Origin of the sequence: Streptomyces sp. NPDC050161, from assembly GCF_044460025.1 — a bacterium.
Classification (GTDB): domain Bacteria; phylum Actinomycetota; class Actinomycetes; order Streptomycetales; family Streptomycetaceae; genus Streptomyces.
This window is the reverse complement of sequence record NZ_JBITJM010000007.1, coordinates 222,052-245,816: the sequence shown is the minus strand read 5'-3', so window position 1 is coordinate 245,816 and position 23,765 is coordinate 222,052. Positions and strand designations below refer to the sequence as shown.

General features: G+C 72.7%; 22 protein-coding genes. 5 read left to right on the top strand and 17 right to left on the bottom strand.

The features are described from left to right. Positions 1-131: 131 nt before the first annotated feature. The gene (locus ACIBK8_RS15425) at positions 132-854 is read right to left on the bottom strand and encodes a DUF2470 domain-containing protein (protein WP_399042387.1); all 723 of its coding nucleotides are present in this window, start codon (positions 852-854) and stop codon (positions 132-134) included. A 220-nt stretch (positions 855-1,074) separates the two neighbouring features. Here ACIBK8_RS15425 and ACIBK8_RS15420 point away from each other — a divergent pair, with 220 nt between their 5' ends. Further along, positions 1,075-2,094, top strand: a complete 1,020-nt coding sequence (locus ACIBK8_RS15420; RefSeq protein WP_399042298.1) for a YdcF family protein — start codon at positions 1,075-1,077, stop codon at positions 2,092-2,094. Between the two features lie 50 nt (positions 2,095-2,144). On the opposite strand, the gene ACIBK8_RS15415 is transcribed toward ACIBK8_RS15420, so the two are convergent. After that, positions 2,145-3,035, bottom strand: a complete 891-nt coding sequence (locus tag ACIBK8_RS15415; RefSeq protein WP_399042297.1) for a hypothetical protein — start codon at positions 3,033-3,035, stop codon at positions 2,145-2,147. A 104-nt stretch (positions 3,036-3,139) separates the two neighbouring features. Next, positions 3,140-3,907: a class I SAM-dependent methyltransferase gene (locus tag ACIBK8_RS15410; RefSeq protein ID WP_399042296.1), complete on the bottom strand. Its 768-nt coding sequence runs from the start codon at positions 3,905-3,907 to the stop codon at positions 3,140-3,142. Positions 3,908-4,051: 144 nt separating this feature from the next. On the opposite strand from ACIBK8_RS15410, the gene ACIBK8_RS15405 reads away from it, so the two are divergent. After that, a complete protein-coding gene (locus ACIBK8_RS15405) occupies positions 4,052-4,918 on the top strand; it encodes a GyrI-like domain-containing protein (protein WP_399042295.1) in 867 nt (288 codons plus the stop codon). Positions 4,919-4,992: 74 nt separating this feature from the next. On the opposite strand, the gene ACIBK8_RS15400 is transcribed toward ACIBK8_RS15405, so the two are convergent. The 8 genes from ACIBK8_RS15400 to ACIBK8_RS15365 form a co-directional block, all read right to left on the bottom strand. Further along, positions 4,993-6,309: an NADase-type glycan-binding domain-containing protein gene (locus tag ACIBK8_RS15400; RefSeq protein WP_399042294.1), complete on the bottom strand. Its 1,317-nt coding sequence runs from the start codon at positions 6,307-6,309 to the stop codon at positions 4,993-4,995. After that, positions 6,306-6,878, bottom strand: coding sequence for a phage tail protein (locus ACIBK8_RS15395; protein WP_399042293.1), 573 nt, complete (start codon positions 6,876-6,878; stop codon positions 6,306-6,308). Before ACIBK8_RS15395 ends, ACIBK8_RS15400 begins: the two co-directional genes overlap by 4 nt. Then, complete coding sequence (locus tag ACIBK8_RS15390) at positions 6,875-8,833, bottom strand: putative baseplate assembly protein (protein ID WP_399042292.1); 1,959 nt, start codon at positions 8,831-8,833, stop codon at positions 6,875-6,877. The genes ACIBK8_RS15395 and ACIBK8_RS15390 overlap by 4 nt, the downstream gene beginning before the upstream one ends. Next, the gene (locus ACIBK8_RS15385) at positions 8,833-9,306 is read right to left on the bottom strand and encodes a GPW/gp25 family protein (RefSeq protein WP_399042291.1); all 474 of its coding nucleotides are present in this window, start codon (positions 9,304-9,306) and stop codon (positions 8,833-8,835) included. Before ACIBK8_RS15385 ends, ACIBK8_RS15390 begins: the two co-directional genes overlap by 1 nt. Further along, the gene (locus tag ACIBK8_RS15380; RefSeq protein WP_399042290.1) at positions 9,306-11,243 is read right to left on the bottom strand and encodes a VgrG-related protein; all 1,938 of its coding nucleotides are present in this window, start codon (positions 11,241-11,243) and stop codon (positions 9,306-9,308) included. The genes ACIBK8_RS15385 and ACIBK8_RS15380 overlap by 1 nt, the downstream gene beginning before the upstream one ends. Next, a complete protein-coding gene (locus tag ACIBK8_RS15375) occupies positions 11,243-11,995 on the bottom strand; it encodes a peptidase M23 (RefSeq protein ID WP_399042289.1) in 753 nt (250 codons plus the stop codon). Before ACIBK8_RS15375 ends, ACIBK8_RS15380 begins: the two co-directional genes overlap by 1 nt. Further along, complete coding sequence (locus tag ACIBK8_RS15370) at positions 11,995-12,432, bottom strand: phage tail protein (RefSeq protein WP_393687874.1); 438 nt, start codon at positions 12,430-12,432, stop codon at positions 11,995-11,997. The genes ACIBK8_RS15375 and ACIBK8_RS15370 overlap by 1 nt, the downstream gene beginning before the upstream one ends. A gap of 77 nt (positions 12,433-12,509) precedes the next feature. Beyond that, on the bottom strand, positions 12,510-12,800 hold the full coding sequence (locus ACIBK8_RS15365; RefSeq protein WP_399042288.1) for a hypothetical protein: 291 nt from the start codon (positions 12,798-12,800) through the stop codon (positions 12,510-12,512). A 1,552-nt stretch (positions 12,801-14,352) separates the two neighbouring features. Here ACIBK8_RS15365 and ACIBK8_RS15360 point away from each other — a divergent pair. Then, entirely contained in the window at positions 14,353-15,213 is an 861-nt protein-coding gene (locus ACIBK8_RS15360; RefSeq protein ID WP_399042287.1) for a hypothetical protein, read from the top strand. Between the two features lie 279 nt (positions 15,214-15,492). Beyond that, positions 15,493-16,203: a hypothetical protein gene (locus ACIBK8_RS15355; RefSeq protein ID WP_399042286.1), complete on the top strand. Its 711-nt coding sequence runs from the start codon at positions 15,493-15,495 to the stop codon at positions 16,201-16,203. Here ACIBK8_RS15355 and ACIBK8_RS15350 read toward each other — a convergent pair. The 4 genes from ACIBK8_RS15350 to ACIBK8_RS15335 all read right to left on the bottom strand — a co-directional run bounded on the left by ACIBK8_RS15350 (position 16,178) and on the right by ACIBK8_RS15335 (position 19,004). Further along, the gene (locus ACIBK8_RS15350; RefSeq protein WP_227047639.1) at positions 16,178-16,336 is read right to left on the bottom strand and encodes a DUF6760 family protein; all 159 of its coding nucleotides are present in this window, start codon (positions 16,334-16,336) and stop codon (positions 16,178-16,180) included. The two genes, ACIBK8_RS15355 and ACIBK8_RS15350, sit on opposite strands and share 26 nt — an antisense overlap. Then, on the bottom strand, positions 16,333-16,812 hold the full coding sequence (locus ACIBK8_RS15345) for a hypothetical protein (protein ID WP_393687881.1): 480 nt from the start codon (positions 16,810-16,812) through the stop codon (positions 16,333-16,335). Before ACIBK8_RS15345 ends, ACIBK8_RS15350 begins: the two co-directional genes overlap by 4 nt. Next, on the bottom strand, positions 16,812-17,255 hold the full coding sequence (locus ACIBK8_RS15340) for a phage tail protein (RefSeq protein ID WP_393687883.1): 444 nt from the start codon (positions 17,253-17,255) through the stop codon (positions 16,812-16,814). Before ACIBK8_RS15340 ends, ACIBK8_RS15345 begins: the two co-directional genes overlap by 1 nt. Before the next feature lie 156 nt (positions 17,256-17,411). Next, a complete protein-coding gene (locus tag ACIBK8_RS15335) occupies positions 17,412-19,004 on the bottom strand; it encodes a phage tail sheath family protein (RefSeq protein ID WP_399042285.1) in 1,593 nt (530 codons plus the stop codon). A 462-nt stretch (positions 19,005-19,466) separates the two neighbouring features. Between ACIBK8_RS15335 and ACIBK8_RS15330 the strand changes: the two genes are divergently transcribed. Continuing rightward, complete coding sequence (locus ACIBK8_RS15330) at positions 19,467-20,873, top strand: RICIN domain-containing protein (RefSeq protein ID WP_399042284.1); 1,407 nt, start codon at positions 19,467-19,469, stop codon at positions 20,871-20,873. Between the two features lie 87 nt (positions 20,874-20,960). Here the strand turns inward: ACIBK8_RS15330 and ACIBK8_RS15325 are convergent, their stop codons facing one another. Together ACIBK8_RS15325 and ACIBK8_RS15320 are read right to left on the bottom strand one after the other, a co-directional pair. Beyond that, complete coding sequence (locus ACIBK8_RS15325) at positions 20,961-23,093, bottom strand: ATP-binding protein (RefSeq protein WP_399042282.1); 2,133 nt, start codon at positions 23,091-23,093, stop codon at positions 20,961-20,963. Further along, entirely contained in the window at positions 23,090-23,758 is a 669-nt protein-coding gene (locus ACIBK8_RS15320; RefSeq protein ID WP_399042281.1) for a DUF4255 domain-containing protein, read from the bottom strand. The genes ACIBK8_RS15325 and ACIBK8_RS15320 overlap by 4 nt, the downstream gene beginning before the upstream one ends. Positions 23,759-23,765: the final 7 nt, after the last annotated feature.

Sequence of the window (23,765 nt, the reverse complement as noted above, 5' to 3'; positions counted from 1 at the left end):
TCGAGGGGGGCAGGTGGGGCTGTGGGGTTGTGGGTCCGGACCTTCCCCGGCACCTCTCACGGGCGCGCGTTTCCACGGCGGTTGGGCCGGGGTGGTCGTAGGCGTACGGCGGTGGTCCGGATGCCGCCGGGTCAGGAGTCGCTGAGCAGGCGGCTGCGGTGCGAGCGGCGGCGGGCGGCGGCTTCCAGGGCGTGGATCTGGAGGCCGAACTGGTCGACGTCGGTGAGCTGGGTCGGGAACGGGATCCGTACGTCGTGATGGCCGCCGGCGTATTCGAGGCGGAGGGTGACGCCGTACCGGTCGAGGGCGAGCGGGACGGCGCGCTGTGTTCCCTGGACGAGGCGGGGTTCCACCAGGCGGATCAGCAGCCGTACGAGGTCGTGGTGGTCGTCGACCAGGTGCGTGAGCATGCTTGCCTCGCAGGTGGCCAGCGGGTCGGCGGTGGCGGCCATCAGGTCGGCGAGGCCCACGGACGCCTTGGCCGTCATGGTGTCCAGGACGGCGCGGGTGAACTGCATGCACCGGCCGTTGGCCGAGTCGGGGCGCGGGGGTGAGGTCAGCCAGCCCATGACGGTGACGCGGGCGCGTACCCGGTCGCGGACGGCGGTGGGGGCGACGTCGGTGAATTCGAGGGTGGCGGGCACCCGTCGCGGCGCTGTGTGGCCGGGGCCGGGCTCGGGTTCGTCCGTCAGGGGGTGGAGGTGGATGTGCTGGGTGAGGCCGGGCTCGTTCAGGCGGGACACCTCGGTGCGGGACTCGTCGGTGATCAGCGTCATCGACTGGGCCGAGGCCAGGATGGTGCGGATGCGTTCGGCGTGCGTGGGCTGCGCGGGCGGGCTGTTGAGGGTGCGCATCCAGATCTCCACGATAGAGAGGTTAGGTTAGGTTTACCTAACTTACCCGGGTGGGGGGATGCTTCGCCACCGGACCCGCCACGGGACCGGCCACCGGTCGACGAGCACCCCGCACGGCAGGCTCGCGGCCGGCCCGGACGAGGTGGCGTGACCCGGAGGAAAGGGCGGCCGGAACTGACCCTCCGGCAGGAACATGCCGTGCCCTGCATACGATGTGCGGATGCTTCCCTTCGCCCCGGCGATCTTCTGCTTCGCCCTCTTTCTTGTCGGCGTGCTGCGTGACCGGCGCCGGTTCAGCAATGCCGTGTTCCTGGGTTTCGCCGTCGTGTTCAGCGTGATCGGGTGGGTGGCCGAGGTCGGCAGCAAGTCCCCCGTCGTGGGCGGCATCGCGATCCTGGCGATTCTGGCGGTGCTGACGCTGGGCATCGTCGTGTTCGGTGTCTTCCTGATAGCCAACGGCGTGCAGATGCTCCGCAAGGAAGGCCGCAGCCTCGGCAACTTGATGTCGCTGCTGACCGGATTGCTGATCCTCGCCGTCGCCGTGCTGCTGGTCGTGGCGATCGCCCGGCACACCCCGACCCTGGTGGTGATCACCGGCACCGTCATGGCGCTGTTCGGCTACGTCGGATTCCTGTTCCTGTGCTTCGTCGGCTACGCCTTCCTCTACGGGCGCCTGCGGGTCAGGCGCGACGCCGACTACGTGGTGGTGCTGGGTTCCGGCCTGATCGGCGGGCGCCGGGTGCCGCCCCTGCTGGCCGGCCGGCTGGAGCGCGGACGCGCCGTCCACGAACGGCTCTGCGCACGCGGCGGCCGGCCGGTGCTGCTGACCTCCGGCGGGCAGGGGCCGGACGAAGAGCTGCCGGAGTCCCACGCCATGGCCGACTACCTGGTGGAGCGCGGCTTCCCGGCCGACCGGATCGAGCGGGAGGACCGCTCCCGCACCACCGAGGAGAACCTCAGGTTCAGCCGGGCCCTCATGGAGAAGGCGAACCCCGACTACCGGTGCGTCATCGTGACCAACAACTACCACGCGTTCCGCGCCGCGTTGACGGCACGTAGGTGCGGCGTCAAGGGACAGGTCGTGGGCTCGCCCACCGCCGCGTACTTCTGGCCCAGCGCGACGCTCCGCGAGTTCGTGGCCGTATTCCTGGAACACAAGGTGATCAACCTCGGCATCTGCCTGCTGTTCATCCTGAGCGGCTGGGGCCTTTGGCAGGCCATCGGACTCGCTCGGGGCTGAGTGACGAACTGGCGTGACAGATGCGGCGGTTGGCGCGCGTGGGCTATGGGTTACGGCGCCCGTAGCACGGTGTGCAACGGCTCGGCTGCCGCTTCCACCGCGGGCCGGGACAGGTGCAGTGCCGTGTGGAAGTGGTCGCCGGTCTCCGCGCCGTGCGGATCGTCACCTGCGGCGGTGACCGCGGCGATGGCGTACTGCCGTTCCCGCGCGTCGGTGAAGCGCCGCTGGGGATAGGTGCGGGCGGTGTCCTTCTCGGTGACCAGACCGTGCTCGGCCAGGCCGATGGCGATGTCGCCGTAGGAGCCGGTGCGCAGCACGAACGCGGCCACCCACGGCGGTCGTTCGGTGCTGTCCAGCAGCGCGTGAAACGTACGGGCGCTCAGGAAGCTGGCGCCGCCGGTCACGGTGATCAGCCGGACACCACCCGCGGCCCGGCGCAGCGCAGGGGTGGGCGGCGCCGTTTCCAGGTTCTCGGCGAACGCCGCGTCCAGCAGGCCGGCCGCGCGCGCATAGGCGAGGGCAGGCGCGGCGATGTCGAGACCGATGACCGGCACCGCGTCGCTGCGGCGGCGCGCGGCGTAGTACGCCAGGTCCGCCTCGATCAGCTCGGCGGTGGTCCAGCGGGCGGCCTGCGGCGAGGTGTAGCGGGTGTGCAACTCGTCCCAGGTCACATGGTGGTTGAGCAGGGCGGCGTTGATGCCGTACGAGCAGCAGACGTCCAGGACCGTGGCCCGCCTGTCGCCGCCCTCGCCCGTCGGACCGGGGATGCCGATGTGGTGTGCGAGGCGGCGGAAGAGGCCCTGGGCGTAATGCGGCGTGCGGTAGCCGAGCGGCCCCAGGGTGCGGAAATAGGGGCGTGGGTCCGGCTGTGTGTAGATGTCGTCGAAGCGTGTCATCCGTGCGGGTGCACAGGAGCCGTGGTTGCGGTGCGCGGCAGTCATCAGGGGGCCTCCTCGGACCGGTGCAGCAGAAGTAGTGCCCGGGGCCACCGATGCGGAAGATGACGGGGAGGAAACCGGCCACGGCCGGACGCGCCGGCCGCCGCTCAGGCCCGCTCGGGTTTGCGGGCCTCGATGAGGGTCCGGCTGGAATGGGCGAGGAACGCGCCCTCGGCCTCGATCTTGTCGTGCAGCGCGCGCAGCCGGTCCCGGTACCGCTCCACGGTGAAGCCGGGGACCGTCCAGACCACCTTGCGCAGGAAGTAGACCACCGCGCCGATGTCGAAGAACTCCATCCGCAGCCGCTCCATGCGCACGTCCACGATCTCAAGACCTGCGGCCCGCGCCGCCGCGGTCTCCACATCGGGATGACGCTTGCGGCGCAGCTCGTCGGAGAGCGGGCCGAGGAAGAACTCGATCAGTTCGAAGACGGTCTCGGGGCCGACGTGCTGCGCGAAGTACGTCCCGCCGGGCCGCAGCACGCGGGCGATCTCCGACCACCACACCGTCGCCGGCTGGCGGCTGGTGACCAGGTCGAACGCCGCGTCGGCGAACGGCAGCGGCGGCTCGTCCCGGTCCGCGACGACGACCACGCCGCGCGGGTGCAGCAGCGCGGTCGCCCTGGCCAGGTTCGGCGGCCAGGATTCGGTGGCGGCCATCACCGGCGGGAACCGGTCCGCCCCCGCCAGCACCTCGCCGCCACCGGTCTGGACGTCGAGCGCCGCCGACACGGTGGCCAGCCGCGCGCTCATCAGCCGCTGGTAGCCCCAGGAGGGGCGCGCCTCGGTGGCCCGGCCGTCCAGCCAGGAGAAGTCCCAGCCGTCCACGGACACCGAGTCGGCCTCGTCGACGAGTTCTTCGAAGGTGCGTGCCATGCCGTCATCATCGCCCACGGGACCGGCACCCGCGCAGGCGCGGTGCGCTGGTGTGCCGCCGGCCCGACCGGAGCGGGCACGGAAGGTCGGGTGCGGCAGGGTGGGTGCTTCCTAACGTGAGAGGCACAAGGGAAGGGGACCGGGGTGCTGGAGCGGCTGAACCAGGCCATGGAGTACATCGATGACCGCCTCGACCAGCGGATCGAGCCGGCCGTGTTGGCACGGATCGCGCTGACGTCGGAGTACCACTTCCGGCGGCTGTTCTCCGCGCTGGCGGGTCTGCCGCTGTCCGCGTACATCCGGCGCAGGCGGCTGACCGTCGCGGGCGCCGAGGTGCTGGCGGGGGAGCGGACGCTGCTGGAGATCGCGGTGCGCTACGGCTACACGTCGGGCGAGGCGTTCGCGCGGGCGTTCCGCGTCATGCACGGCGTCGGGCCCGGCGAGGCCAGGCGGTCGGGCGCGGCGCTCCAGTCGCAGCCCCGGATGTCCTTCCGTCTCATTGTCGAAGGGAGCAGCAGCATGCGATACCGGGTCGTGGAGAAGGAAGCGTTCCGGGTGGCGGGGAAGAAGGCGCGCGTACCGCTCGTGCACGAGGGCGTGAACCCGGCGATCGTCGCGTTCATCCGGGGGATCGCTCCTGACACCGTGGAGCGTATGAAGCGCCTGTCCGACCAGCAGCCGGACGGCATCGTCGCGGTCAGCGACGACCTCGCCGACAGCCGCGCGGAAGGCACCGAACTGGACTACTACCACGGTGTGGTGACGGGCGCTGAGGTGCCCGCCGACCTCGACACGCTCGCGGTGCCCGCCGGTACCTGGGCCGTCTTCGAGAGTTCGGGGCCGTTCCCGCAGACGCTCCAGTTCCTGTGGCGGGACGTGTTCACCCAGTGGTTCCCTTCCAACCCGTACTGGAGCAGGCCGGGCCCTGAGATCCTGCGCACCCGGCTGTCGGACGACGCCGCGCAGGCGGACGCGGAGCTGTGGATTCCGGTGGAGCGGACCGGGGACTGACCGGATGCCGTGCGGCGGCCCTCCCCGGACCGCCGCACGGACGGCCGCGGCGGGCCGCCGCACACCCCGACCGGTCACGAACCGCCGTGGGACGGCCCGAAGAACTCGATCGCGGCGATGGCCACCTGCTTCTTCGCGGTGCTGTACACCGAACGCACGGTGAAACGCACCGAGGTGACGTTCTGGAACCTGAAGGGCCGGTGCTGGAAGCCGCTGCCCTGGTCGAGGACGATGTCCTGGGTGGTGACCTTCCCGTCGTCCGTGGTGATGCGGGCCTCGATCCGGTGCGGGAGCGAGCTCTTGCCGAGGGTGTCCGCGTGCGTCGACTCGCCCGGTGTGATCCCGATGTCCAGCAGACGGGCCGGCTCGTCGAAGCGGGCCTCCAGCCACTCCCCTTCGCCCGGTGTGACGCCGGGGCCCCACCAGGTGTTGTTGAACGGGTCGAACGCCAGGTTCGGCCCGTGGCCCGGATAGGAGCGCTTGGCCTGGTACGAGTCCGGGGTGATCGGGGCCCGCTTCGAGAAGTGGTCGCGTATCGCGTCGACGGCCTGCCCGGTGTGGAACAGGCCCGTCACCACCAACGCCACCACCGCGGCGCCCACCACCCAGCGCAGGATGCGCCCCAACTGACGGCGCAGCCGCGGACGGTCACCGGCCCAGGGGGCCTCCCGGTTGCGGTGGTCGCGCAGCCGCCGCCACCACGGCCTGCGCGCCGGGTTCACCGGGCCGCTGGCCATGGGCATCGCGCACCGTGCGCAGAAGTGCCGCGTCGGCTGGTTGGCGGTGCCGCACCAGGGGCAGGCGATGCCGCCCATGAGTTCCGGCTCGCTCGGCGCACGGACCTCGGGCCGGGCAGGCGCGGGACGTCCCGGCAGGACCGGGGCCACCGAGGGAGGCTGGTCCTGCGGGGCCTGGGGGTCGGCGACCGGGATGAGCAGTGCCCTGGCCCGGTCGGTCGCCGAGTCGGCGCCGCCGCCCGTCTCAGCGGGGAGCGGTCCGGCGTCCGGGCCACCGCCCGCGGCGTGTCCGGCAGGCTGCCCGTCCTGTTCCGCCGGCCGGTCGGCGGGCCGGCCCGCACCGTACGCGGGGGCGGCCGGTGACGCCGGTTCCGCCGCGGCGGGTGCCGCCCCGTCCTGCCGGACCGGCGGCAGTTCCTCGGTGTCGGAATCGGCCTCGTCCGGCTGCGCGCCACCGGGTTGCGCGCCGCCGGCCGACGGGCCGGTGTTCTCCGCAGGCGTGCCGGATGCGGCTGCCGAACCGGGGGTCCAGCGCAGCACCGCACCGCAGGTGTCGCAGAACGGCGCTCCCGGCTCGTGCCGCGTGCCGCACTGGTCGCAGGCCAAGGCGCGTTCTTCTCCCCCGCGGGCGCCGGAGGCCCGGCTGCTGGTCATGTCGGTGAGGTCCTTTCCGCTGCGGTCACCTGGACCGTGTAGGGCATGTGGGCGGGTCGGGCGGCTGCCACCAGGTCGTCGAGACGGTGGGTGTCAGCGGGGGACGGGTCGGCGAGCCGGACGGTGACGTGCAGCCGGGGGCGCGGCTCACCGGGGGCCGGGCCGCGCGGCCGGGCGCTCCAGGCCGAGCCGCCGCTCTCGGTGATCTCCGGCTCCACGCCGAACGCCAGCCGCACCGCCTCGGTCAGCCCCTTGCGGGTGCCCCGGACGCGGTGCAGATAGGCGGCAGCGGCGACCGCGGCCCGCAGCCGCGCCTCGGACCCCGCCTCGTCGTCCTCGATGCCGTCCGTGTCGGCGCCGATCCACCAGCCGATCCAGCGGGTGAAGTCGACCGGGGCGAGCGAGGGCGTGAAGTACGAGTCCAGGCAGTCCAGGACGCTGAGGATCGGCGCGAGCACCTCGTCGAGCCCGGCGACGAAATGCTGCGCCAGGACGTCGTCCGCGAAGGCGGCGGGCAGCATCTCGCCCAGCGGCGCCGAGGAGTCGAGGCCGTCGATGGATCCCCTCACGAGCCGTCCCCGATCACCCGGACGCGGTGGTCGAAGGAGAAGACCAGGGACGGCGCGTCGAGATCGATCCGGTCGGTCTGGTCGCCGCGCTTGCCGGTGAGCGGGTCGGCCGGGTGCAGCAGCACCTCGTCGACCAGCTCCACACCCGCCACGCGCTGGAGCACCGCGAAGATCTCGCCCGCCTGGACGGGACGGCCGAACGGCCAGCCCTTCCCGTCGGCCCCGCCGGTGAGCGGGTCGATGTGCCGGTACAGCGCGTCGTGCGCCTGCCGCCGTACCCGGTCCACGTCGACGCCGCGGAAGGCGTGCAGCGTCGCGACGACGGTGATGCCCTGGTAGTAGGGCGGGCCCACCGCCAGCCTGGTGCCGATCAGGCGCCGTTCGTCGAGATAGCGGGTGACCCGGTCGAGCAACGAGTCGGCGGGCACCAGCTGTTCGAAGCGGAGCCGCCCGCCGGGGTCGGGCACCGCCTGCGGGACGACCAGGACCCGCACCGCGTGCGCGCCGTGCTCGTCCTCGTCGCCTGCCAGGCAGGTGATGCGGGCGGTCTCGGGCGCGGCCCTGCGGGCCAGCTCCTCGTAGTCGCGCAGGGTCACCGCGCGGTCCTGCGCCCGGAGCGTGATGGGGGCGCGGGCCCTGGCCTCGGCCACCGTCTCGCCGTCCACCCCGCCCTGCGCGGCCTCGCGGTTGGTGACCTCGGCGACGTAGGGCACGGAGTCACGCAGGGCCCGGATGGCGCCGCGGGCGACGTTGCCGGTGCGGCCACCGCCGGTGCGGTAGTGCCGGGCCCGGATGGCGGCGCCCTTGGGCGGCACGGCGCCGTACCTGCGCAGCGAGCCGTCGGGTTCGCGGACCGCGGGGCCGAAGGCGATCTCGCCGGTCGCCGCGTCGAGGGTGAGATGGCGGTCGTCGGGCCCGGACGCGGCGAAGTGCGGGACGACCTCCCAGTCCACCCAGCCGTCGTACTCGGCGACTTGGAGGCGCAGCGGGGGAATGTCGCCGACGACGGGCGAGTGGGCAAGACGCAGCCGCTGCCCCGGCAGTCCGGTGGCCTCGCCCAGGGTCTCGTCCGAGATCCGCTCGGCGTGCACGGCGGGCACCGTACCGCCCAGCGTGAACGCCTCCGCGGCCCGCACGGTGGGGGAGGTGGTGAAGAAGGGCTGGCCGGTCTCGGGTTCGGTGACCCGGCAGCGCACCCAGCCCGCCTCGTTGCGGCCCGAGCGGGAGAGTATGTGCCCGCCGGGTATGTGCAGGACGACGTCACCCGGCCGGTTCAGACCACCGGTGGTGTCCTCGTCGACCTCGCACACCACCCACCCGTCGGCGGTCCACGCCTCCCACACCAGCGGGGGCTGCCGCGGGTCCACGCCGACACCGTCGACCTGGCTGTCGAGGCGCAGTGCCACCGCGCAGTGCGGCACGGCGGCGCTGAGCCCCAGCAGCATGCAGTCGCCCGGCCGGGGGGACTCGGTGAAGCACAGCAGGTCCTCGCCCTCGGCCAGCTCCGTCGTGCGGTCGGCGACGGGCTGCCCGTCGTTCTGCACCGCAAGATGCCTCAACTCGCAGGGAATCACGGTCAGTTCGCGCTCGGTGGCGAAGACCACGGGCTCCTCGCCGTCGGCCCGCACGGTGGCGGTCTCCGTCCCGACGGGGACGAGGACCGGGTCCTCCTGCGCGGCGGAGAGCCAGAACGTCATGTCGGTGCGCGCGGCGGACGGCGGGAAGAGGGTGATCCCGACGAGGTCGAGGAAGGCCAGGTGGTTCTTGTCGGGGACACGGTTGAGGCGGTAGACGATCTGGTCGGCCATGTGGGCGACCGTCTCCACGAGGGTGACGCCCGGGTCGGACACGTTGTGGTCGGTCCACTCCGGGGCGCGTCGCTGGATGTAGCGCTTGGCGTCGTCGACGAACTGCTGGAAGCGCCGGTCGTCGAGGTTGGGGGAGGGCAGTGCCATCAGCGGTCGCTTTCGGTGGCCGGTCCGCCCGCGCCGCCGGGCGCGGATCCGGAGCCGGATACGGAGTCGGTGTGGGGCCCGTCGTGGGCGGGGATGACGTAGAAGGGGAAGACGAGGTTGCGGGGGTTGTTGGTGCCGCGGACCGCGTAGCGCACGTCGATGAAGAGCACCCCGGGTTCGTCGGCGGCGGTCACCTCCACCTCGTGCACCTCGATCCGCGGTTCCCAGCGGTCCAGGCTGGTGTGCACCTCGTGCTGGATCCGGCCCGCGGTGGCCTCGTTGATCGGCGCGAAGACCATGTCGTGGATGGCGCAGCCGAATTCGGGGCGCATCGGCCGCTCGCCCGGGGCGGTGGCCAGCACCAGATGGATGGCCTCCTCGATCTCCCGCTCACCGGTGACCAGGGCGATGCCTCCGGTCGGGCCGATGCGCAGGGGGAACGCCCACCCCGAGCCGACGAATTGTTCCGGCATCAGATCACCGGTATCCCGTCTGCGGTGACATAGCCGACCAGCGCGACCTCCGCGCCTCCGATGGCGATGTTGCCCGGCGCCAGGATCTGGAGGGCCGCGCCCGCCAAGAGGTTCGCCTCGGCCCCGGCCGCCATGTGCAGCATGCCGCCCACGTCGATCATGCCGGCGCCCGCCGCGTTGAGGTTGAAGACGCCACCTGCCTGGAGGCCCAGTTCGGCACCGCCCTTGACCGACATCGCCCCGCCCGCGGTCAGGTTCATGGCACCGCCCGCGGTCAGGTTCATCACGCCGCCCGACCTCAGGTTCAGGTCGGCGCCGGCCTCGACGTCCACCATCCCGGCGCCCTTGATGCTGACCCGGCCCGCGCTGTCCACCGTGATCTCGGTCTTGGTGCGGTCCAGTTCGATGGTCAGCCGGTTGTCGCCGGTCCGCAGCCGCACCCCGCGTTTGCGCCGGCCGGACTTCTGGCTGAGCAGGTCCATGCGGTTGTTCTCCCGGTCGGCGACGGTGTGCCGGCTCGCCTTCCCGCTGATCCGGTCGTGCAGCGGCACATCGTTCACATCCGGCTCGTCCTTGCCGTTGTAGAGACCGCCGATGACGTACGGATGGTCGAGCGCGCCGCGGTCGAAGGCCACCAGCACCTCGTCCTTGACGTCCAGCGGGATGATGCTGCCGCCCTCGACGCCGCCCAGCTGCACGGTGCGGGTCCAGTCACTGACGTACTTGTCGTCGAGCCAGGGGAACTGCAACTTCACCCGGCCCTGCTTCAAGGGGTCCTTGATGTTCGTGACCAGCGCATTGGCCACGCTCGGCAGCTTCGGCGCCGCCGGGGTGCCGCCCGATGCGAGGCCGTACAGGGACCGCCACTGCCGGCCGCTGACGGTCACCCACGTCTCGTAGTGCCGGCCCGATTCGAAGACGTGCCGGACGGCGGTCGCGGTGTACTTGCCCTCGAAGGGCTCGCCGACGTCGGTGAGGGTCACCGGGTGGTCGGGGCGCAGCTTGGGCGCGCCGCGTACGGTGACCACCAACTCGGCGAAGGACGCGGTGACATCGTCGGCCAGCGACTGCGCCGCCCGCTTGACCTGCGGATCGCTGTCGTAGGGCGTGCCGGTCTCGATCAGGTTGCTGGCCCTGAACGCCTTGGCGGCCTTGCCGGGGGTGATGCCGATGCCGAAGCCGGAGTTGCTCGACGTGTCGGCCGTGCCGAAGAGCGGCTTCTTGGCCTCGACGTCCCAGCCGCGCGCCTCGGCCTTCGGCACCTGGTCGGCCGAGGTGACGGCGGCCCGGCAGCGCAGGATGTCGACGCCCCCCTGGAGCACGTACGGGCTCTTGTCGCCCGGAGTGCTCTTCGGCGGCGCCCCGGCCGCCCGGTCGGGGCTGACGAAACGGAAGTTGCCCTTCTCGTCGAGGAACATCACCTTCTCGTTCTCGTCGGCGAGACGGCTGAGGAAGTCCCAGTCGGTGATGTTGTCCTGGGTGATGAAGTTGTAGGTGCCCTTGGTGGGTTCGATCTTCCCGATGGCGATGCCGCTCGCCTTCACCAGCTTGCGGACGATGGCGGCGGCGGTCATCTTCGTGTAGCCGGTCACCCGCCGCTGCCGGAGCAGGCGGTGACCCAGGTCGTAGCCGCGGACGACGGTGAAGGTGCCGGTGCCGTCGTAGTCCGTCTCCAGGCCCGTGACCTCGCCGGTGATCAGCGGGTCCTGGGCGCCCTTGCCGTCGGCGACGGGCGCCAGCTTGATCCGGGTGCCGAGCTTGATGCCCGCCCCCTGGAGAACCTTGCGCTTCGGGTCACGGAAGGTCAGCTGGAACGCCCCGGGCACACCGGCTCCGAGATCGACCCAGGCGCCGGTCAGCAAGGGCATGAGGAGGGGCGACAACGGCGTTTCCTTCACCGTGACGTGAATGACGCTGGAGTAGGAGATCTTGGGCATCAGGAGGTCACCTCCTCGACGGCGGGCAGGATGAGTTCGGTTCCGGGCGAGACACGGGACGGGTCGTCGATGCCGTTGCTCTCGGCGATCACCCGCCAGGCGCCGGCGTCCCCGTACTCCCGCCAGGCCAGCGACGGCAGCGAGTCACCCGCGATCAGCCGGTGCACGCGCCGCGCGGTGAGCGCGCCGGACGTCGGGTTCTGCCCCTTGGTCTTGTCCGGTATCTCCCGCATCTGGACCTGACAGGTGGCCCGGATCGGCACACCTGTGGTGCCGAAGAGCGTGTAGGTGGCGTCCACGGACGCGACGTACGCGGTGAAGCGGGCGGTGGAGAAGGCTCCCCACTGGAAGATCACCCACGGCGTGGAAGGCTGCTTGGCGGCGAGGCTCGCCGAGGTCACCTCACAGCAGGAGAACAGCGCCTCGACCTTCTTCAGCACCTCGTTGGAGTCCGGGTCGTCGGACGAGTCGAGGAAGACGTCCATGCTCAGTTCGCGCGGATCGGGGCCCATGAACTCCGGCAGCGCGCCGTCGCGCACCGCCGGTGCCGGAGTGGTCTTCCAGTCCGCGCGGCGGCTCAGCGAGAGCTGCGACGGGTTGAAGTCGAAGCTGAACGTCTTCATCAGCGCGCCGGGTGTGGTGCTCTGGCCGATCGGCGGTTCGTGGATGGCGAGCGAGGCGCGGACCAGGCTCTTGCCCGCACCGCCCTTGCCGCCGCTCCTGCCGCCGCCCTTGCCTCCTGACTTGGCCATCACGCGGCCCCCGCATCCGTGAATCCGTGGTGGGTGATCTCCAGGACCTCGGTGGCGACACCCGGGTTCGCCGGGTCGAGCGAAGGCCCCTGCCAGCGGACCGGCAGTACGTCGATCAGCCCCCAGCGGGCGACCAGCGAGCCGTCCGCGCGCAACGCGGCGATCTGCGCGGTGGGGCGCTTGACGCCGGTGGCGACCGAGGAGATCCAGGCCGCGACCTTCGACGTGTCGGGAGTGAGCGGGCGGGTCAGCCGGATGCTGGAGAAGGTGACGCGGGAGGGGAGTTGCCACACGAAGCCGTTGTTGCCGCCCTCCTGGTGGTGCTCGATCTCCACCTCCGACGACAGCCCTTCGCAGCCGTTGAAGAACCCCAGACTCTCGCCGTCGATGGTCAGGGTGAAGAAGATGGTGGATCCCGGGTCGAGATCGCTGGGCATCGGGGACGGCCTTTCGTGTGCGGGCTTGTGTGGTCTGGCTGAGGTCCGGGGGTCCGCCGCCGGGCGCTCGGCCGCGGTCAGCGGCGCGGGTCGCGGAGTCTGCCGATGCGCTCCCGGTCCATCCGGAGTTCGATCTTCAGCCGGGGAACCAGCGAACCGATCAACCTGTGTACCAGCTCATCCAGTTGGCCGTCCGTCAGCTTACGTGCGTCAAAATGGGCGTTGACATGGTCCGATGCGCTCCTCTTGCGCTTTTTGCCCTTGCCGCTCCCGCCGCTGCTCTTCTCCCCGTCGCCGCCCGTTCCTTCCGCTGCCCGCGAGGTATGCGACGACGTGCGGTGCGTCGTCGCCGGGGCGGACTCCGGCACCCGCTGGACGGTGGGGACGGACGGTGCGGGCGCCGCGGCCGGAAGCGGCGGCGGCGTCACGGGGCGGACGGCAGGCGGCACTTGCGGCGCCTTCGCACCGCTGCGCTGCACCGGCAGGACCGGCAGGGCCGACGGAGCCGGGACAGCGGATGAGCCGAGGCGGACGGGGGGAGTGCGCGGCACCGGAGCCGGCCCGTCGCCGGAGACGGCGCGTTGCACGGGTACGTCGCCGGACGGCGGACCGCCGGGCGCGGGGGCCGAACCGATGCGCACCGGCCGGACCGCTCCCGCACCACCGGCCGTGGAACCACCAGGCCGTTCCGCGGAACCCGATGGCCCGGCGGGGACGGTCCCGGAGGCGACGGGCACTGTGGGAACGGGCGCCGCGGGAGGTGGTGTTGAGGGAAGGGGTGTTGACGGAACGGGTGCGAACTGCGCGGGCATGGGAGGCGCCGACCGGGACGGAACGGGACCGGACCTGACAGGTCCCGTGGGCGCACCGCCGCGGGAACGGCCGGCACCGGTTGGCGCGGTGAGGCGCTGCACCATCGGCCGCGCGGACGCCCCGCCTCCTGCCGCCGGGCTGCCGGAAGGCGCCGAAGGCCCCGCCCCGCCCGGAAATCCGGCCCCAACGGGCCGCCGCACAGCGGCATTCCCACCGGCCCCGGCCGCATCCGGCGGCACGGCACCCGGCAGCGCGGGCCCGCTCCCCTGGGACATCGGCACCGGCGCCGGCGTCGCCGCGGCGCGCTGTGCCACCGGGCCCGCCGACCCCGAACGGTCCCCGGCAGGACGCACCGCAGGCGCGGCCCGCCCCGTCGCATGGCCGAGGGGGGCAGCACCTCCGGAACCCGTGGCCGCGCCGGAGCCTGGCCTGGCGGTGGCGCCAGGGGCGGCCTGTGGCGGGGTACGGCGGAGCGGCACGGCGCTGGGCGTACGGCGCCGCTGCACGGGAGTGCGTCCGGGCGCGGCAGCCGGCAGAACGGGCGTCAACGGCCGGGCCGATGACAGGGGGAGGGTGGCCGCCTGCCTGCTGCCGCCCGCCCGCGTCTGCGCGTCAGGCCGAGGCCGAGCTTGCGTCTGTGTCTGGAGCTGCGTCTGAGGCTGTGCCTGGGTTTGCGCCTGGGACTGTGTCTGCGCTGGCGTCGGCTTCTGTGTCTGAGGTTCGGCGGGGCTGGGCTCGGGGCGTACCGGTCCGTGCCCGGCGTCCGGGACCGCCGTCGGTCCCGACGGCCGGACGCCGTCCGTCTCAGCGGCGGGCGATACGGCACGCTGCACGGGCAGTTCGCGACCGGCCACGGGTCCTGGACGCACCGGCGCCGTGACCGGCCCGGCTGCTCGGGAGACCCCGGGACCGGTGGCGGGCGAACCGGTTCGCGGCGCGCTTGCTCCGGAGGGCAGGGGCTTCCCGACCCCCAGGGCACGCTGAACCGCAGGACGCCCCGCAGTCGGTACGGACCGCTCTCCGGCCGATGCCGTACCCGGCGCGACCGGCCTGACCGGCGCGCCTGCTGTGGGAGCTGTGGGCGCAGCTGGGGCAAGTACGGGAGAAATGCTGGGAGTTGACGGCGGCTCGGTCGTGGCCGATGCGGTGGGCGGCGACGGCAGGGACGCCGGGGACGGCGCAGAAGGCGAGGCCGACGGCGTGGACGGTGCCGACGGCGGGTGTGCCGTGCCCCCCGGCCCGACGGGCTCGTTGCCCTGCGGCCGTCCCGTACCGCTGGTGGAGCCCGAGCCCGAGCCCGTCCCGGTCCGTGCGGCGGACGCGGCAGCGGAACGCGACACATCGCCCGGTACACCAGGCGTAGCAGGCGTAGCAGGCGTACCGGGCACACCGGATGCACTGGGCATACGAGGCGCGTCCAGCCCGCCGGGTGCCGTCGATCCGGGCCGCTGCGGCGCGCTGCCGGGTGTCCGGGTGGCCGGTGAGCCGGGGGATGCCGCCGCTCGCTGTACGGGGGTGGATCCGGGTGCGGCGGGCGGGCGCAGGCCGGGGCCGCGCGAGGTGGGGCGGGCCGTTCCGGGGGCGGCGGTGGCCGGCCGGGTCATCGGGACGGCGCTCTTGCCGGGGTTGGTGCCGGTGGCCGGGGCGACGGGGCGCGCGTCCGGGGGCGGCGTGGTCAGCGGGGCGCCCAACAGCGGGCGCCTGCGGGCCTGTCCGGTCGTCGGGCCACCGGTCGTCGCCGTGGGCTCGGACCGGGGCGCCGGTGCGGAAGGGGCGGCAGCCGTGGCGGGGCGCGGGGACGGCGTGCCGTCAGCGGGCGCGCCGAGACCGGCCCGCGCCGCCGTGGGCCGGGCCGATCCGCTGGTACGCCGCTGGACCGGAGCCGTCGCCGCGGCCGTCGTCGGCCCGTCCTGTGCGGACGGCGCGAGCGGCGGCCGGGCGGGATCCGGGGCCGGGCCGGGGGAATAGCCCGGCCCCGGAGTCGAGGGGGCGGCGGACGCGCGGACGGCGCGCTGCACCGCGAGGGGTACGTCGAGGCCGACGGGGGCGGACGGCGCCGGGGGAGCGGGCGGACCGGAGGGCGCGGCGGGAGCGGCGGCGGACGGCCTGGACGGCGCGTCCTCGGCAGGAGACGCCGCCTCCCGTGCCGGACCTTCCGACGCCGGGGTCTCCGACGCCTCAGGTACCCCTGGTGCCTCCGATGCCCCTGATGCCCCTGACGCCTCCGATGTCGTCGGCCCGGCAGGGGTGCCGGGCCCCGGGCCCGCCGAACCGGTCGTCCGGCTCGGGGGCTTCGTCGCGGCCGTGCGGGCCGCCACCGTCGGCAGGGCCCGCCGCTGTACCGCGGGCGAGGCCGGTGCCGTGGTCAACGTGGCGGGCCTGGCGGCCCGTTCGGCGCCGGACGGGACCGGCGCGATCCGCGGCCCCGCAGGGCGGCGGACCGGCAGGGCGGAGGCGGCAGCGGCCTCAGGGCCGGGCGTGCCCGCACGGGAGGTGACCGCGTCGCCCACCGGGGAGCCGGGCTCGGCGGGTTGCTGCGGAGCGGCCACCGGCAGGGTCAGCGACGGCATGTCGAGCGCGGCCGACGGCCCCGTCGACGGGGTGAGCAGGTCCTTGACCAGGCCGCCGGGGCCGCCGTCGAGTACCGCGTGCGACAGCGTCCCGGCGAAGGACGGGTTCTGCCAGGTGGTCAGCGAGGCGCTGAAGCCGGGGTCGGCGACGTGCCCGGGCGACCGGGTGCCGGACGTCCGCTGGATCGGCGGCAGCCCGGCCCAGCCGGCCGGACCCCTGCGGTCCTGGCCGGCGGTGCCGGTGCCGTCGGCGGGGCGCGGCTCGGCCGCCGGTGCCGGTCCTGCCGCCGGTGTGCCGCCGTTCCCGGCTGCCGTGCCGGGTGCGGCGTGCGGCCGTCCGCGCAGCCTGTCGAGGAGTCCCATCAGCCCTCCGTCGATGCGCGCGTGACGAGGGAGGCGATCTCCTCGGCGTAGCGCCGCCGGTCACGGTGTTCGAGGTCCAGGATGTCCTCCAGACTCCAGTGGAAGTGGTAGGCGACGTACGCGATCTCCTCGTGAATACGGTCGGCCGCGTACGTCACGATTCCCCCAGGCGGCTCCCGCCCAGCTCCACCTCGAACGGCTGCTCGCAGTGCGGGCAGGTCACTCCCGCCCTGGTGTGCCCCTCGGCGTTGACCTGACGGTAGAAGTCCTGGAGGAAGGCCAGGTCGGAGGCGAACATGTTCTCCACGACGCCGTCGTGCACCTGGGGCAGCGTGCCCAGCCGGGTGATGACCCGGCCGAGCAGCACCACCGACAGATAGGCGGGGTTCTCCTGCACCCTGATGTCCCGCAGCGGGACGAGTTCGTCCCGGGCGGTCGCCAGACGCATGGAGCCGCTGCGGTGCACGGTGCCGGAGTCGTCGACGTAGCCGCGCGGCAGCTCGAACGCGAACTCGGTGCGCAGCCGCTGCTCTTCGGGCTCCGGGGCCGTGGCCTGCGGCACGGCCCCGGGGGTCTCGTCCGTGGCGGCGGACGGGTCGGCCGCCACGGACGAGCGGGTGGTCGTACGGCGCATTACTCGATGACCAGTTCTTCGAAGGTGATGGTGACGCTCTCGGTCAGCGCGGATGCCTCGCCGGCCTTGACCGTGCTGGTGTCGACCTTGCTGCACCAGGCGTTGCGCATGTTGTAGCGCTTGACCGGGTTGTTCATGTAGTCCATCACCATGATCGTGGCGTTCTTGCGGGCCATGTCCATCTGGCCGTTGACCGACTGCGTGATCCACTGGTTGAACGCCGCGGACTGGGTCATACCGCGTACGACGGTGCAGGTGCCCGCCTTCTTGACGCCGGGCAGCTTCTTCGTGACGGGCTTGCCCTGGCTGGAGACCTGCTGGTACTCGATGACGTCCTGTTCGATGCTCAGGCCGCTGACCTCCTGCAGGTACTCGACCATGACGCCGTCGATCTGGAGGCCGAAATTGTGTGAGGTGAGAGCGTCACCGGGCTGAAGGCTCATGAGGCGCTGTCCGTCCCTTTACTGCGTGGTCCGTCCGTGGTGGTGGACGGAGAAGTGGTGAAGTGGCTTGAAATCAGGCGATGTTGAGGGCGGGAGGGCCGCTGTTGCGGCGCGTCCGCTGTGCGGGGCGGCCGGGGTCGCCCCCGGCGCGAACCGCTACTCCTCCAACTCGCCGCTGCCGCTGGAGAACTGGGCCAGACGGAAGATCACGAACTCGGCGGGCTTGACGGGCGCGATGCCGATCTCGCAGATCACCCGGCCGAGGTCCACCGACTCCGGCGGGTTCGACTCGGCGTCACACTTGACGTAGAAGGCGTCCTCCGGGCGGGAGCCGAACAGCGCGCCGTTGCGCCACTCGTTGACGAGGAAGGCCGACACATTGCGCCGGATCCGGGCCCACAGCGCCTCGTCGTTGGGCTCGAACACCACCCACTGGGTGCCGATCAGGATCGACTCCTCCAGGTAGTTGAAGTACCGGCGGATGTTGACGTAGCGCCAGGCCGGGTCGGACGACAGGGTGCGGGCACCCCAGACGCGGATACCGCGGCCGGGGAAGGCGCGGATGCAGTTGACGCCGATCGGGTTGAGCAGGTCCTGCTCGCCGCGGGTGATCTGGGTCTCCAGGTCGACGGCGCCGCGCACCACCTCGTTGGCCGGCGCCTTGTGCACGCCGCGCTCGAAGTCGTTGCGCGCCCAGATACCGGCCACGTGCCCGCTCGGCGGGACCAGCTTCGACTGGCCGCTGGCCGGGTCGAAGACCTTGACCCACGGGTAGTACACGGCCGCGTACTTGGAGTCGTAGCCCGCGCCCTCCTGCCGCCACACCCGGATGTCACGGGCGTTCAGGCCGGGCGGCGGGTCGATGAGGGCGACGCGGTCGCCCATCAGCTCGCAGTGCGCGATCAGCCCGAGCTGGACGGCCTTGACCGACTCCAGGTCGATGGCGCCGCGCTGGTAGGCCGCCATCAGGTCGGGAACGGAGACCATCGCGATCTCGTCGACCGCCTCCAGGCCGCCGAAGCCGGTGCGGTCGGCGGAGTCGCCGAGGTACTGGGCGGGGCCGGGGTGGGCGCTCTGCGCCGGGGCGGGCACGGCGGGTGCGGCGGCCGGTGTGGCACGGCCGAGCGCCACCGTCTGGTTCTCCGGCCGGGCGAGCTGCCCCGCGGGCGCCGACTCCTGGACCGTGATCAGCCGGGAGCGCTCCTTGACCTGCGTGACGACGTAGTTGCGGTTGCCCTTCTTGGCCGTCACGTCGAAGGACTCGGCGACCTTCTCGCCGTCCTTGACGATCAGCTTGAACCGCTCGGCGGGGCCCTCGCCCTCGGGGTCGGCGACCTCGACGCTGAGCGGGCCGCCGGTACCGGCGGCGATGGCGCGCACCGCGAAGGTGCCAAGCTCGGTCGGGTCGCCGGGGGTCAGCTCGGCGGGCGCGGCCGAGGCCCCGACCGCGGCCGGCGCGGCGGCCGTCGGGTTCTCCCCGTCGGGCGCGCCGCCGACGCGTACCACGTACGCGGCGGAGCCACCGTTGTTGAAGAAGCCGTAGACGGAGTGCGCGAGGTAGTAGCCGTCGGTGAACTCGCCGAAGGCTGCGACGTACTGGGACCAGTTGGTCACCAGCGTCGGCTGGTTGAGGGGCCCGGTGGGCGCGAGCCCGACGAAGGCCGCCACCGAGGTGCCCACCCCCTCGATCGGACGTGAGCCGCTGGCGACCTCCTCGACGTAGACGCCGGGCGACAGGTACGACGGCATGTTCTGGTTCTCCTCGGGGTAGGACGGCCGTGCGAGTTTCAGACGCTCTTCACTTTTGTCCGGCGGAGCGGAAGCGGGAAGGTCTCTCCGGGCCTGGCCGGGGGCACAGCCGGTGCCCCAAGGGGCAGCTTGTGCTGTGCGGATGAGGTTCCGGGCGGCCGTGACAGGGCGGCCCGGACGTGGCAGAGCGGGTGCGACGGCTGTTCTCGGCCACCGGTGGGCGGACCCGTCCACCCTCCTACGGGAAGGAAGTGAGGGACGGAAGGACCGTACGGGCAGACCCCCCGGGCTTCCGGGGCACTCAAGGAGTCCGGTGGCGCGGGCCGGGCTGCCGGGAACCCCGGTGGCGACGGCCCGGTTGCCCGTGTGCCGCCCCGGAGGGCAGCTCATTGCGTACCTTCGGGCAACGCACCGTGCCCTGTGGCCTGCGACACGTGTCAACACCCGCCATAGCCTGGGCATATGAGCCTGTGGACCTCCCTCGAACCCGCCTCGACCACTGTGGACCCGGGCGGTAGCACCACCGTGCGGCTGCGGCTGCGCAATACCGGCGATGTCGTCGACGAGTACCGGTGCGTGCCGGTCGGCGATCTGGCGCCGTGGACGACGGTCGAGCCGCAGACCATCCGGCTGTACCCGGGCACGACCGGCGCGGTGGAGCTGACGTTCGCCCCGCCCCGCACCCCGGACGCCGCCGCGGGCCCGAACCCGTACGGGGTGCAGATCATCCCGACGGAACACCCGGAGGCCACCACCGTCCCCGAGGGCAACGTCACCATCACGCCGTTCAGCGAGGTCCGCGCCGAACTCGTGCCGCAGACGGTCAAGGGCCGGTTCCGGGGGCGCCCCAAGCTCGCCGTCGACAACTTCGGCAACGTCGCGCTGACCGCCTCCATCAACGGCAGCGACAACGGCGACCAGATCTCGTACGACATCCACCCGGCGAACGTCCAGATCCAGCCGGGGCGGGCCGCGTTCATCAAGGCCACGCTGAAGCCGCGGCAGATCATCTGGGCCGGCGCGAAGCAGTCCAGGCCCTTCACCCTCGGGGTGCAGCGCTCCGGCGCCGAGCCGCTTCCGGTGCGCGGTACCTACATCCAGCCCGGATTGCTGCCCCGCTGGCTGGGAGTGGTCCTCAGCATGGTGCTGGCGCTGGCCATCGCCTTCCTCATGATCTGGCTGACCTACAAGCCGACCGTGCAGAGCAAGGCGCAGGAGAAAACGGAGCAGGAGGCCGTCCAGAAGGTGCCGACGCCGGATCCCAAGCCCACGCCGAGCGAGCCGAAGGCCCCGGATCCCGACCCGAAGCCGACCCACGGCGGCAACGGGGACGGTGGGGCGAAGGCCAAGGCGAAGGCGAAGGCCGAGCGGGAGAAGTTCTTCAACGTCCTGCTGCGGAACGGGACGACACGGAAGTGCGCCAATCTCCCCGGCTACGGCAGGGGGACGATCGGCGGCCCGGTCAACCAGCTGACCTGCAACGGAAACCCCGAGCAGGAGAACCAGATCTGGAATCTGGAGCTGATGCCCAAGGGCAAGGGCGCGGGTCCTGGCAACAAGGACCTCTACCAGATCAAGAACGTCAAGGACGGCTACTGCATGGACCTGCCGGACAACGGTCCCGCTCCGAAGGAGACGCACATCACGGAGGGCCCCTGCACCGGCCGGAGCGACGACAACCAGGGCTGGTGGCTGGAGAAGCGGGAGACGACCAACCTGTGGTGGATCCACAACTACACCAGCAACAACCTGTGCCTGGACGTCTCCGGCTACGCGGCAAAGGGCGATGACATGGCCGACAACAAGGCCCTCACCATCTTCGACTGCAGTGACACCGACGATCAGGGTTGGTCCGTCGACAAGCAGTGAGGGGCGCCGTACCCCACGAGTGAGGCCCGGCCGGGACCGTCAAGGACCTGGCCGGGCCTCGCCCGTTCCTTCATCTGCCGGTGCCGTTCACCAGCCCATGTCGTCGAGGACGAGGCGGCCCGCCTTGCGGTACTCGCGGCGGGCGCCGGCCAGCAGGTCGGCGTCGCTGACCGGCTCGCCGCGCCCTGCCGCCGCGTAGGCAGCGGTCACCACGGCACTGCGGATCGAACCGCCGGCCAGCTCGAAGTCGCGGGCGCAGGGCCCCGGATCGATGCCATCCGCGCAGGGCACGTGGACCAGGCTGTGCCGCCACAGGGCGAGCCGCTGCTCGGCGTCGGGGAACGGGAAGTCGACGATCAGGTCCAGGCGGCGGGTGAAGGCGTCGTCGATGTTGGCCCGCAGGTTGGTGGTGAGCAGCGCGATGCCGTCGAACGCCTCCAGCCGCTGGAGCAGGTAGGCGCTCTCCAGGTTGGCGTAGCGGTCGTGTGCGTCCTTGACCTCGGAGCGCTTGCCGAAGACGGCGTCGGCCTCGTCGAAGAGCAGCACGGCATCGGTACGGTCGGCCTCGGTGAAGATCCGCTCCAGGTTCTTCTCGGTCTCACCGACGAACTTGTCCACGACCGACGACAGTTGGACGACGTACATGTCCAGGCCCAGATCGGCGGCGACCACCTCGGCCGACAGGGTCTTGCCGGTTCCGGAGTCCCCGGCGAACAGCGCCAGCACCCCGCGGCCACGGCCGCCTCCGGCGCTCAGCCGCCAGTCGCCGAGCACCCGGTCACGGTGCCGGGCGCGCAGCGCCAGCTCCCGCAGATACGTCAACGGCCCGTCCGGCAGCACCAGATCGTCCCAGCCGACGTCGGGCCGGATCCGCCGCGCGTGCCGTTCCAGGCCGGACGCGGACTGCTGCCGGGCGGCGAGCCGCAGGTGATCGGCGGTCAGCGGGCCGCCGTCGAGTGCGGCCAGATCCCGCGCGGCGCGGGCGGCGCGGCGGATCCGGTCGCTCCCGAGGCGGTAGGGCGCGACGGCATCGGCCAGGTCGAAACCGGCGTCCAGGTCCGTGCCGATGCCCAGCTCCGCCGCCCACGCGTCCGTCGCGCCCGAGCGCAGCCGCGGCGCGTCCAGCACCAGCGGGTCCTGGTCGCACCACTGCGGGTCGTACGGGCGGGTTCCGCCGAACAGGACCTGTACGTCGGGCGCCGCCAGCGCCCGGATCAGCGGTCCCGGCCGTTCGGGCAGCGGCGACACGACGATCGCGCAGTCGCGGAGCCGTGCCTCGCGCAGCAGTTGGGGCACCGGGCCCAAGGCCGCAGGTTCGGTGTGGCCGGCCCCTTCCGGGTTGCCGTGCGGGTCGTGCGCGGCGGCGGGGGCGGTGTCGGCGGGGCTGAAGTGGAGGGCACCTCGCCCGGCGGCGCTCAGGGCCGCGGTGGCGCAGGCGAGGCCGTCGCCTTCCCGGTGTTCGCGCAGGTAGACCGTGAGCGGCCCGGCATCCAGGCGCGCGGCCAGCTTGCCGGCCAGCGGGTCGTCGACGGCCGCGGGCGCACCGGGCGCGGGCAGCGCGGTGACGTATCCGGCCAGCGCGGCGTCCGCGGTGTCGTCGCCGAGCAGGTGGGCGGCGACGCGGTCGGGGACGCGCAAGGAGCGGCTGAGGAAGGGGCGTTCGGTCTCCTCGACGAGGAGCAGCCCGTGGCCTGACAGCGGCGCCGACGGGTGGAACCGGCCGCGCGCCCCCGAGTCGGCGGCGCCGGGAGCGAGCAGCCCGCACAGGTCGAGGGCGAGACCGGTGGTGGCCCGTCGGCGGCTGACGTCGTCGTTGAGGTAGCCGTAGAGCGGCTCGAATCCGCGGTCGAGGTCGGGGGCCACGGCGATCAGCAGGATCGTGGTGTCCAGCGCGGTCAGTCCGAAGCGGTGGGCGAGCCGGCCGAGCCGGTCGCCGTGGTGCGGTTCCGCCGCCTCGTCCGCCTCGTCGCCTTCGCCCGCCGGGTCTTCCTGCGGGCGGGAACCGGCGGGCTGCCGCAGGTGGTGCCGTACGGCCTCGTCGGACAGGTAGAGGCCGCGCAGCGGGTCGGCTGCGGTGGGGTCGCCGGCGCTGCGCGCGTCGACCAGGGTGCCGACCCGGTCGCGCAGCCGGGCGAGCCGGGCGAGCAGCGGCCCCACCGGGTCGTCTGCGGCGCCGTTCCCCTCCGCGGTGGGCGCGCTGCCGGTCATCGGGCCGGTCATCGGGCCTCCTCCGCTTCCCGGGTGTTCGGCGCGGGCGGGGTGGCGCCGGTGAGATGGCGCGGCAGGTGTGCCCGCTCGTCGTCCGGCGGCCCCTCGATCTCGCGGGCGCGCACCACGGCGCCTTCGGTGACCGGCGGCCCCGCGTCGTAGTCGGGGAAGCCGGGGAACGGCACGGTGACGACCAGGTCGAGCGACGGCTTGAGTTCGCCGCCGAGCGCCGACCAGACCTCGGACATCGACCGGGAGTCGGTGTGCAGCCCGCCGACGGTGAGCGGCACGCTGAGCCCGAGGGCGGCGAGCGAGTCCGGCAGGCTCTCGGGCGGCAGCAGTTCGTTCGGCAGCAGTGTGGCCAACGCCGCCGACAGCAGGCGGTGTTCGTCCTGCGGGCGTTTGGTCCAGGCGGTGACGAGATACGACAGGCGGAACCAGCGGGGCGGCCGGCGGCGGCGTATCACGATGCCCCGGTCGTCGTGGACGGGGAGGGAGCCGCGTTCGCGCCGCTTGACGTCCTCCCGTATGTCGTACAGATAGGCGTTGAGGGCCGGTGCGTTGCGGCGTGCCGCCCACTCCCGGGTCGGTGCGTCGAAGGCGACCTCGATGTCGGTGCCGGCCAGCACGCCGCCGGTCAGCAGACCTTTGAGTACTTCGTCGACTTCGTGGATCATTGCGGTT

Excerpts from the sequence above, each read along its gene's own strand:
- ACIBK8_RS15330 (WP_399042284.1), top strand. The coding sequence starts at position 19,467 with ATGAGCCTGTGGACCTCCCTCGAACCCGCCTCGACCACTGTGGACCCG.
- ACIBK8_RS15340 (WP_393687883.1), bottom strand. The coding sequence starts at position 17,255 with ATGAGCCTTCAGCCCGGTGACGCTCTCACCTCACACAATTTCGGCCTC.
- ACIBK8_RS15390 (WP_399042292.1), bottom strand. The coding sequence starts at position 8,833 with ATGGCACTGCCCTCCCCCAACCTCGACGACCGGCGCTTCCAGCAGTTC.
- ACIBK8_RS15415 (WP_399042297.1), bottom strand. The coding sequence starts at position 3,035 with ATGACTGCCGCGCACCGCAACCACGGCTCCTGTGCACCCGCACGGATG.
- ACIBK8_RS15320 (WP_399042281.1), bottom strand. The coding sequence starts at position 23,758 with ATGATCCACGAAGTCGACGAAGTACTCAAAGGTCTGCTGACCGGCGGC.
- ACIBK8_RS15345 (WP_393687881.1), bottom strand. The coding sequence starts at position 16,812 with ATGCGCCGTACGACCACCCGCTCGTCCGTGGCGGCCGACCCGTCCGCC.
- ACIBK8_RS15370 (WP_393687874.1), bottom strand. The coding sequence starts at position 12,432 with ATGCCCAGCGATCTCGACCCGGGATCCACCATCTTCTTCACCCTGACC.
- ACIBK8_RS15325 (WP_399042282.1), bottom strand. The coding sequence starts at position 23,093 with ATGACCGGCCCGATGACCGGCAGCGCGCCCACCGCGGAGGGGAACGGC.
- ACIBK8_RS15425 (WP_399042387.1), bottom strand. The coding sequence starts at position 854 with ATGCGCACCCTCAACAGCCCGCCCGCGCAGCCCACGCACGCCGAACGC.
- ACIBK8_RS15335 (WP_399042285.1), bottom strand. The coding sequence starts at position 19,004 with ATGCCGTCGTACCTGTCGCCCGGCGTCTACGTCGAGGAGGTCGCCAGC.
- ACIBK8_RS15360 (WP_399042287.1), top strand. The coding sequence starts at position 14,353 with ATGCTGGGAGTTGACGGCGGCTCGGTCGTGGCCGATGCGGTGGGCGGC.
- ACIBK8_RS15380 (WP_399042290.1), bottom strand. The coding sequence starts at position 11,243 with ATGCCCAAGATCTCCTACTCCAGCGTCATTCACGTCACGGTGAAGGAA.
- ACIBK8_RS15420 (WP_399042298.1), top strand. The coding sequence starts at position 1,075 with ATGCTTCCCTTCGCCCCGGCGATCTTCTGCTTCGCCCTCTTTCTTGTC.
- ACIBK8_RS15375 (WP_399042289.1), bottom strand. The coding sequence starts at position 11,995 with ATGGCCAAGTCAGGAGGCAAGGGCGGCGGCAGGAGCGGCGGCAAGGGC.
- ACIBK8_RS15410 (WP_399042296.1), bottom strand. The coding sequence starts at position 3,907 with ATGGCACGCACCTTCGAAGAACTCGTCGACGAGGCCGACTCGGTGTCC.
- ACIBK8_RS15400 (WP_399042294.1), bottom strand. The coding sequence starts at position 6,309 with ATGACCAGCAGCCGGGCCTCCGGCGCCCGCGGGGGAGAAGAACGCGCC.
- ACIBK8_RS15385 (WP_399042291.1), bottom strand. The coding sequence starts at position 9,306 with ATGCCGGAACAATTCGTCGGCTCGGGGTGGGCGTTCCCCCTGCGCATC.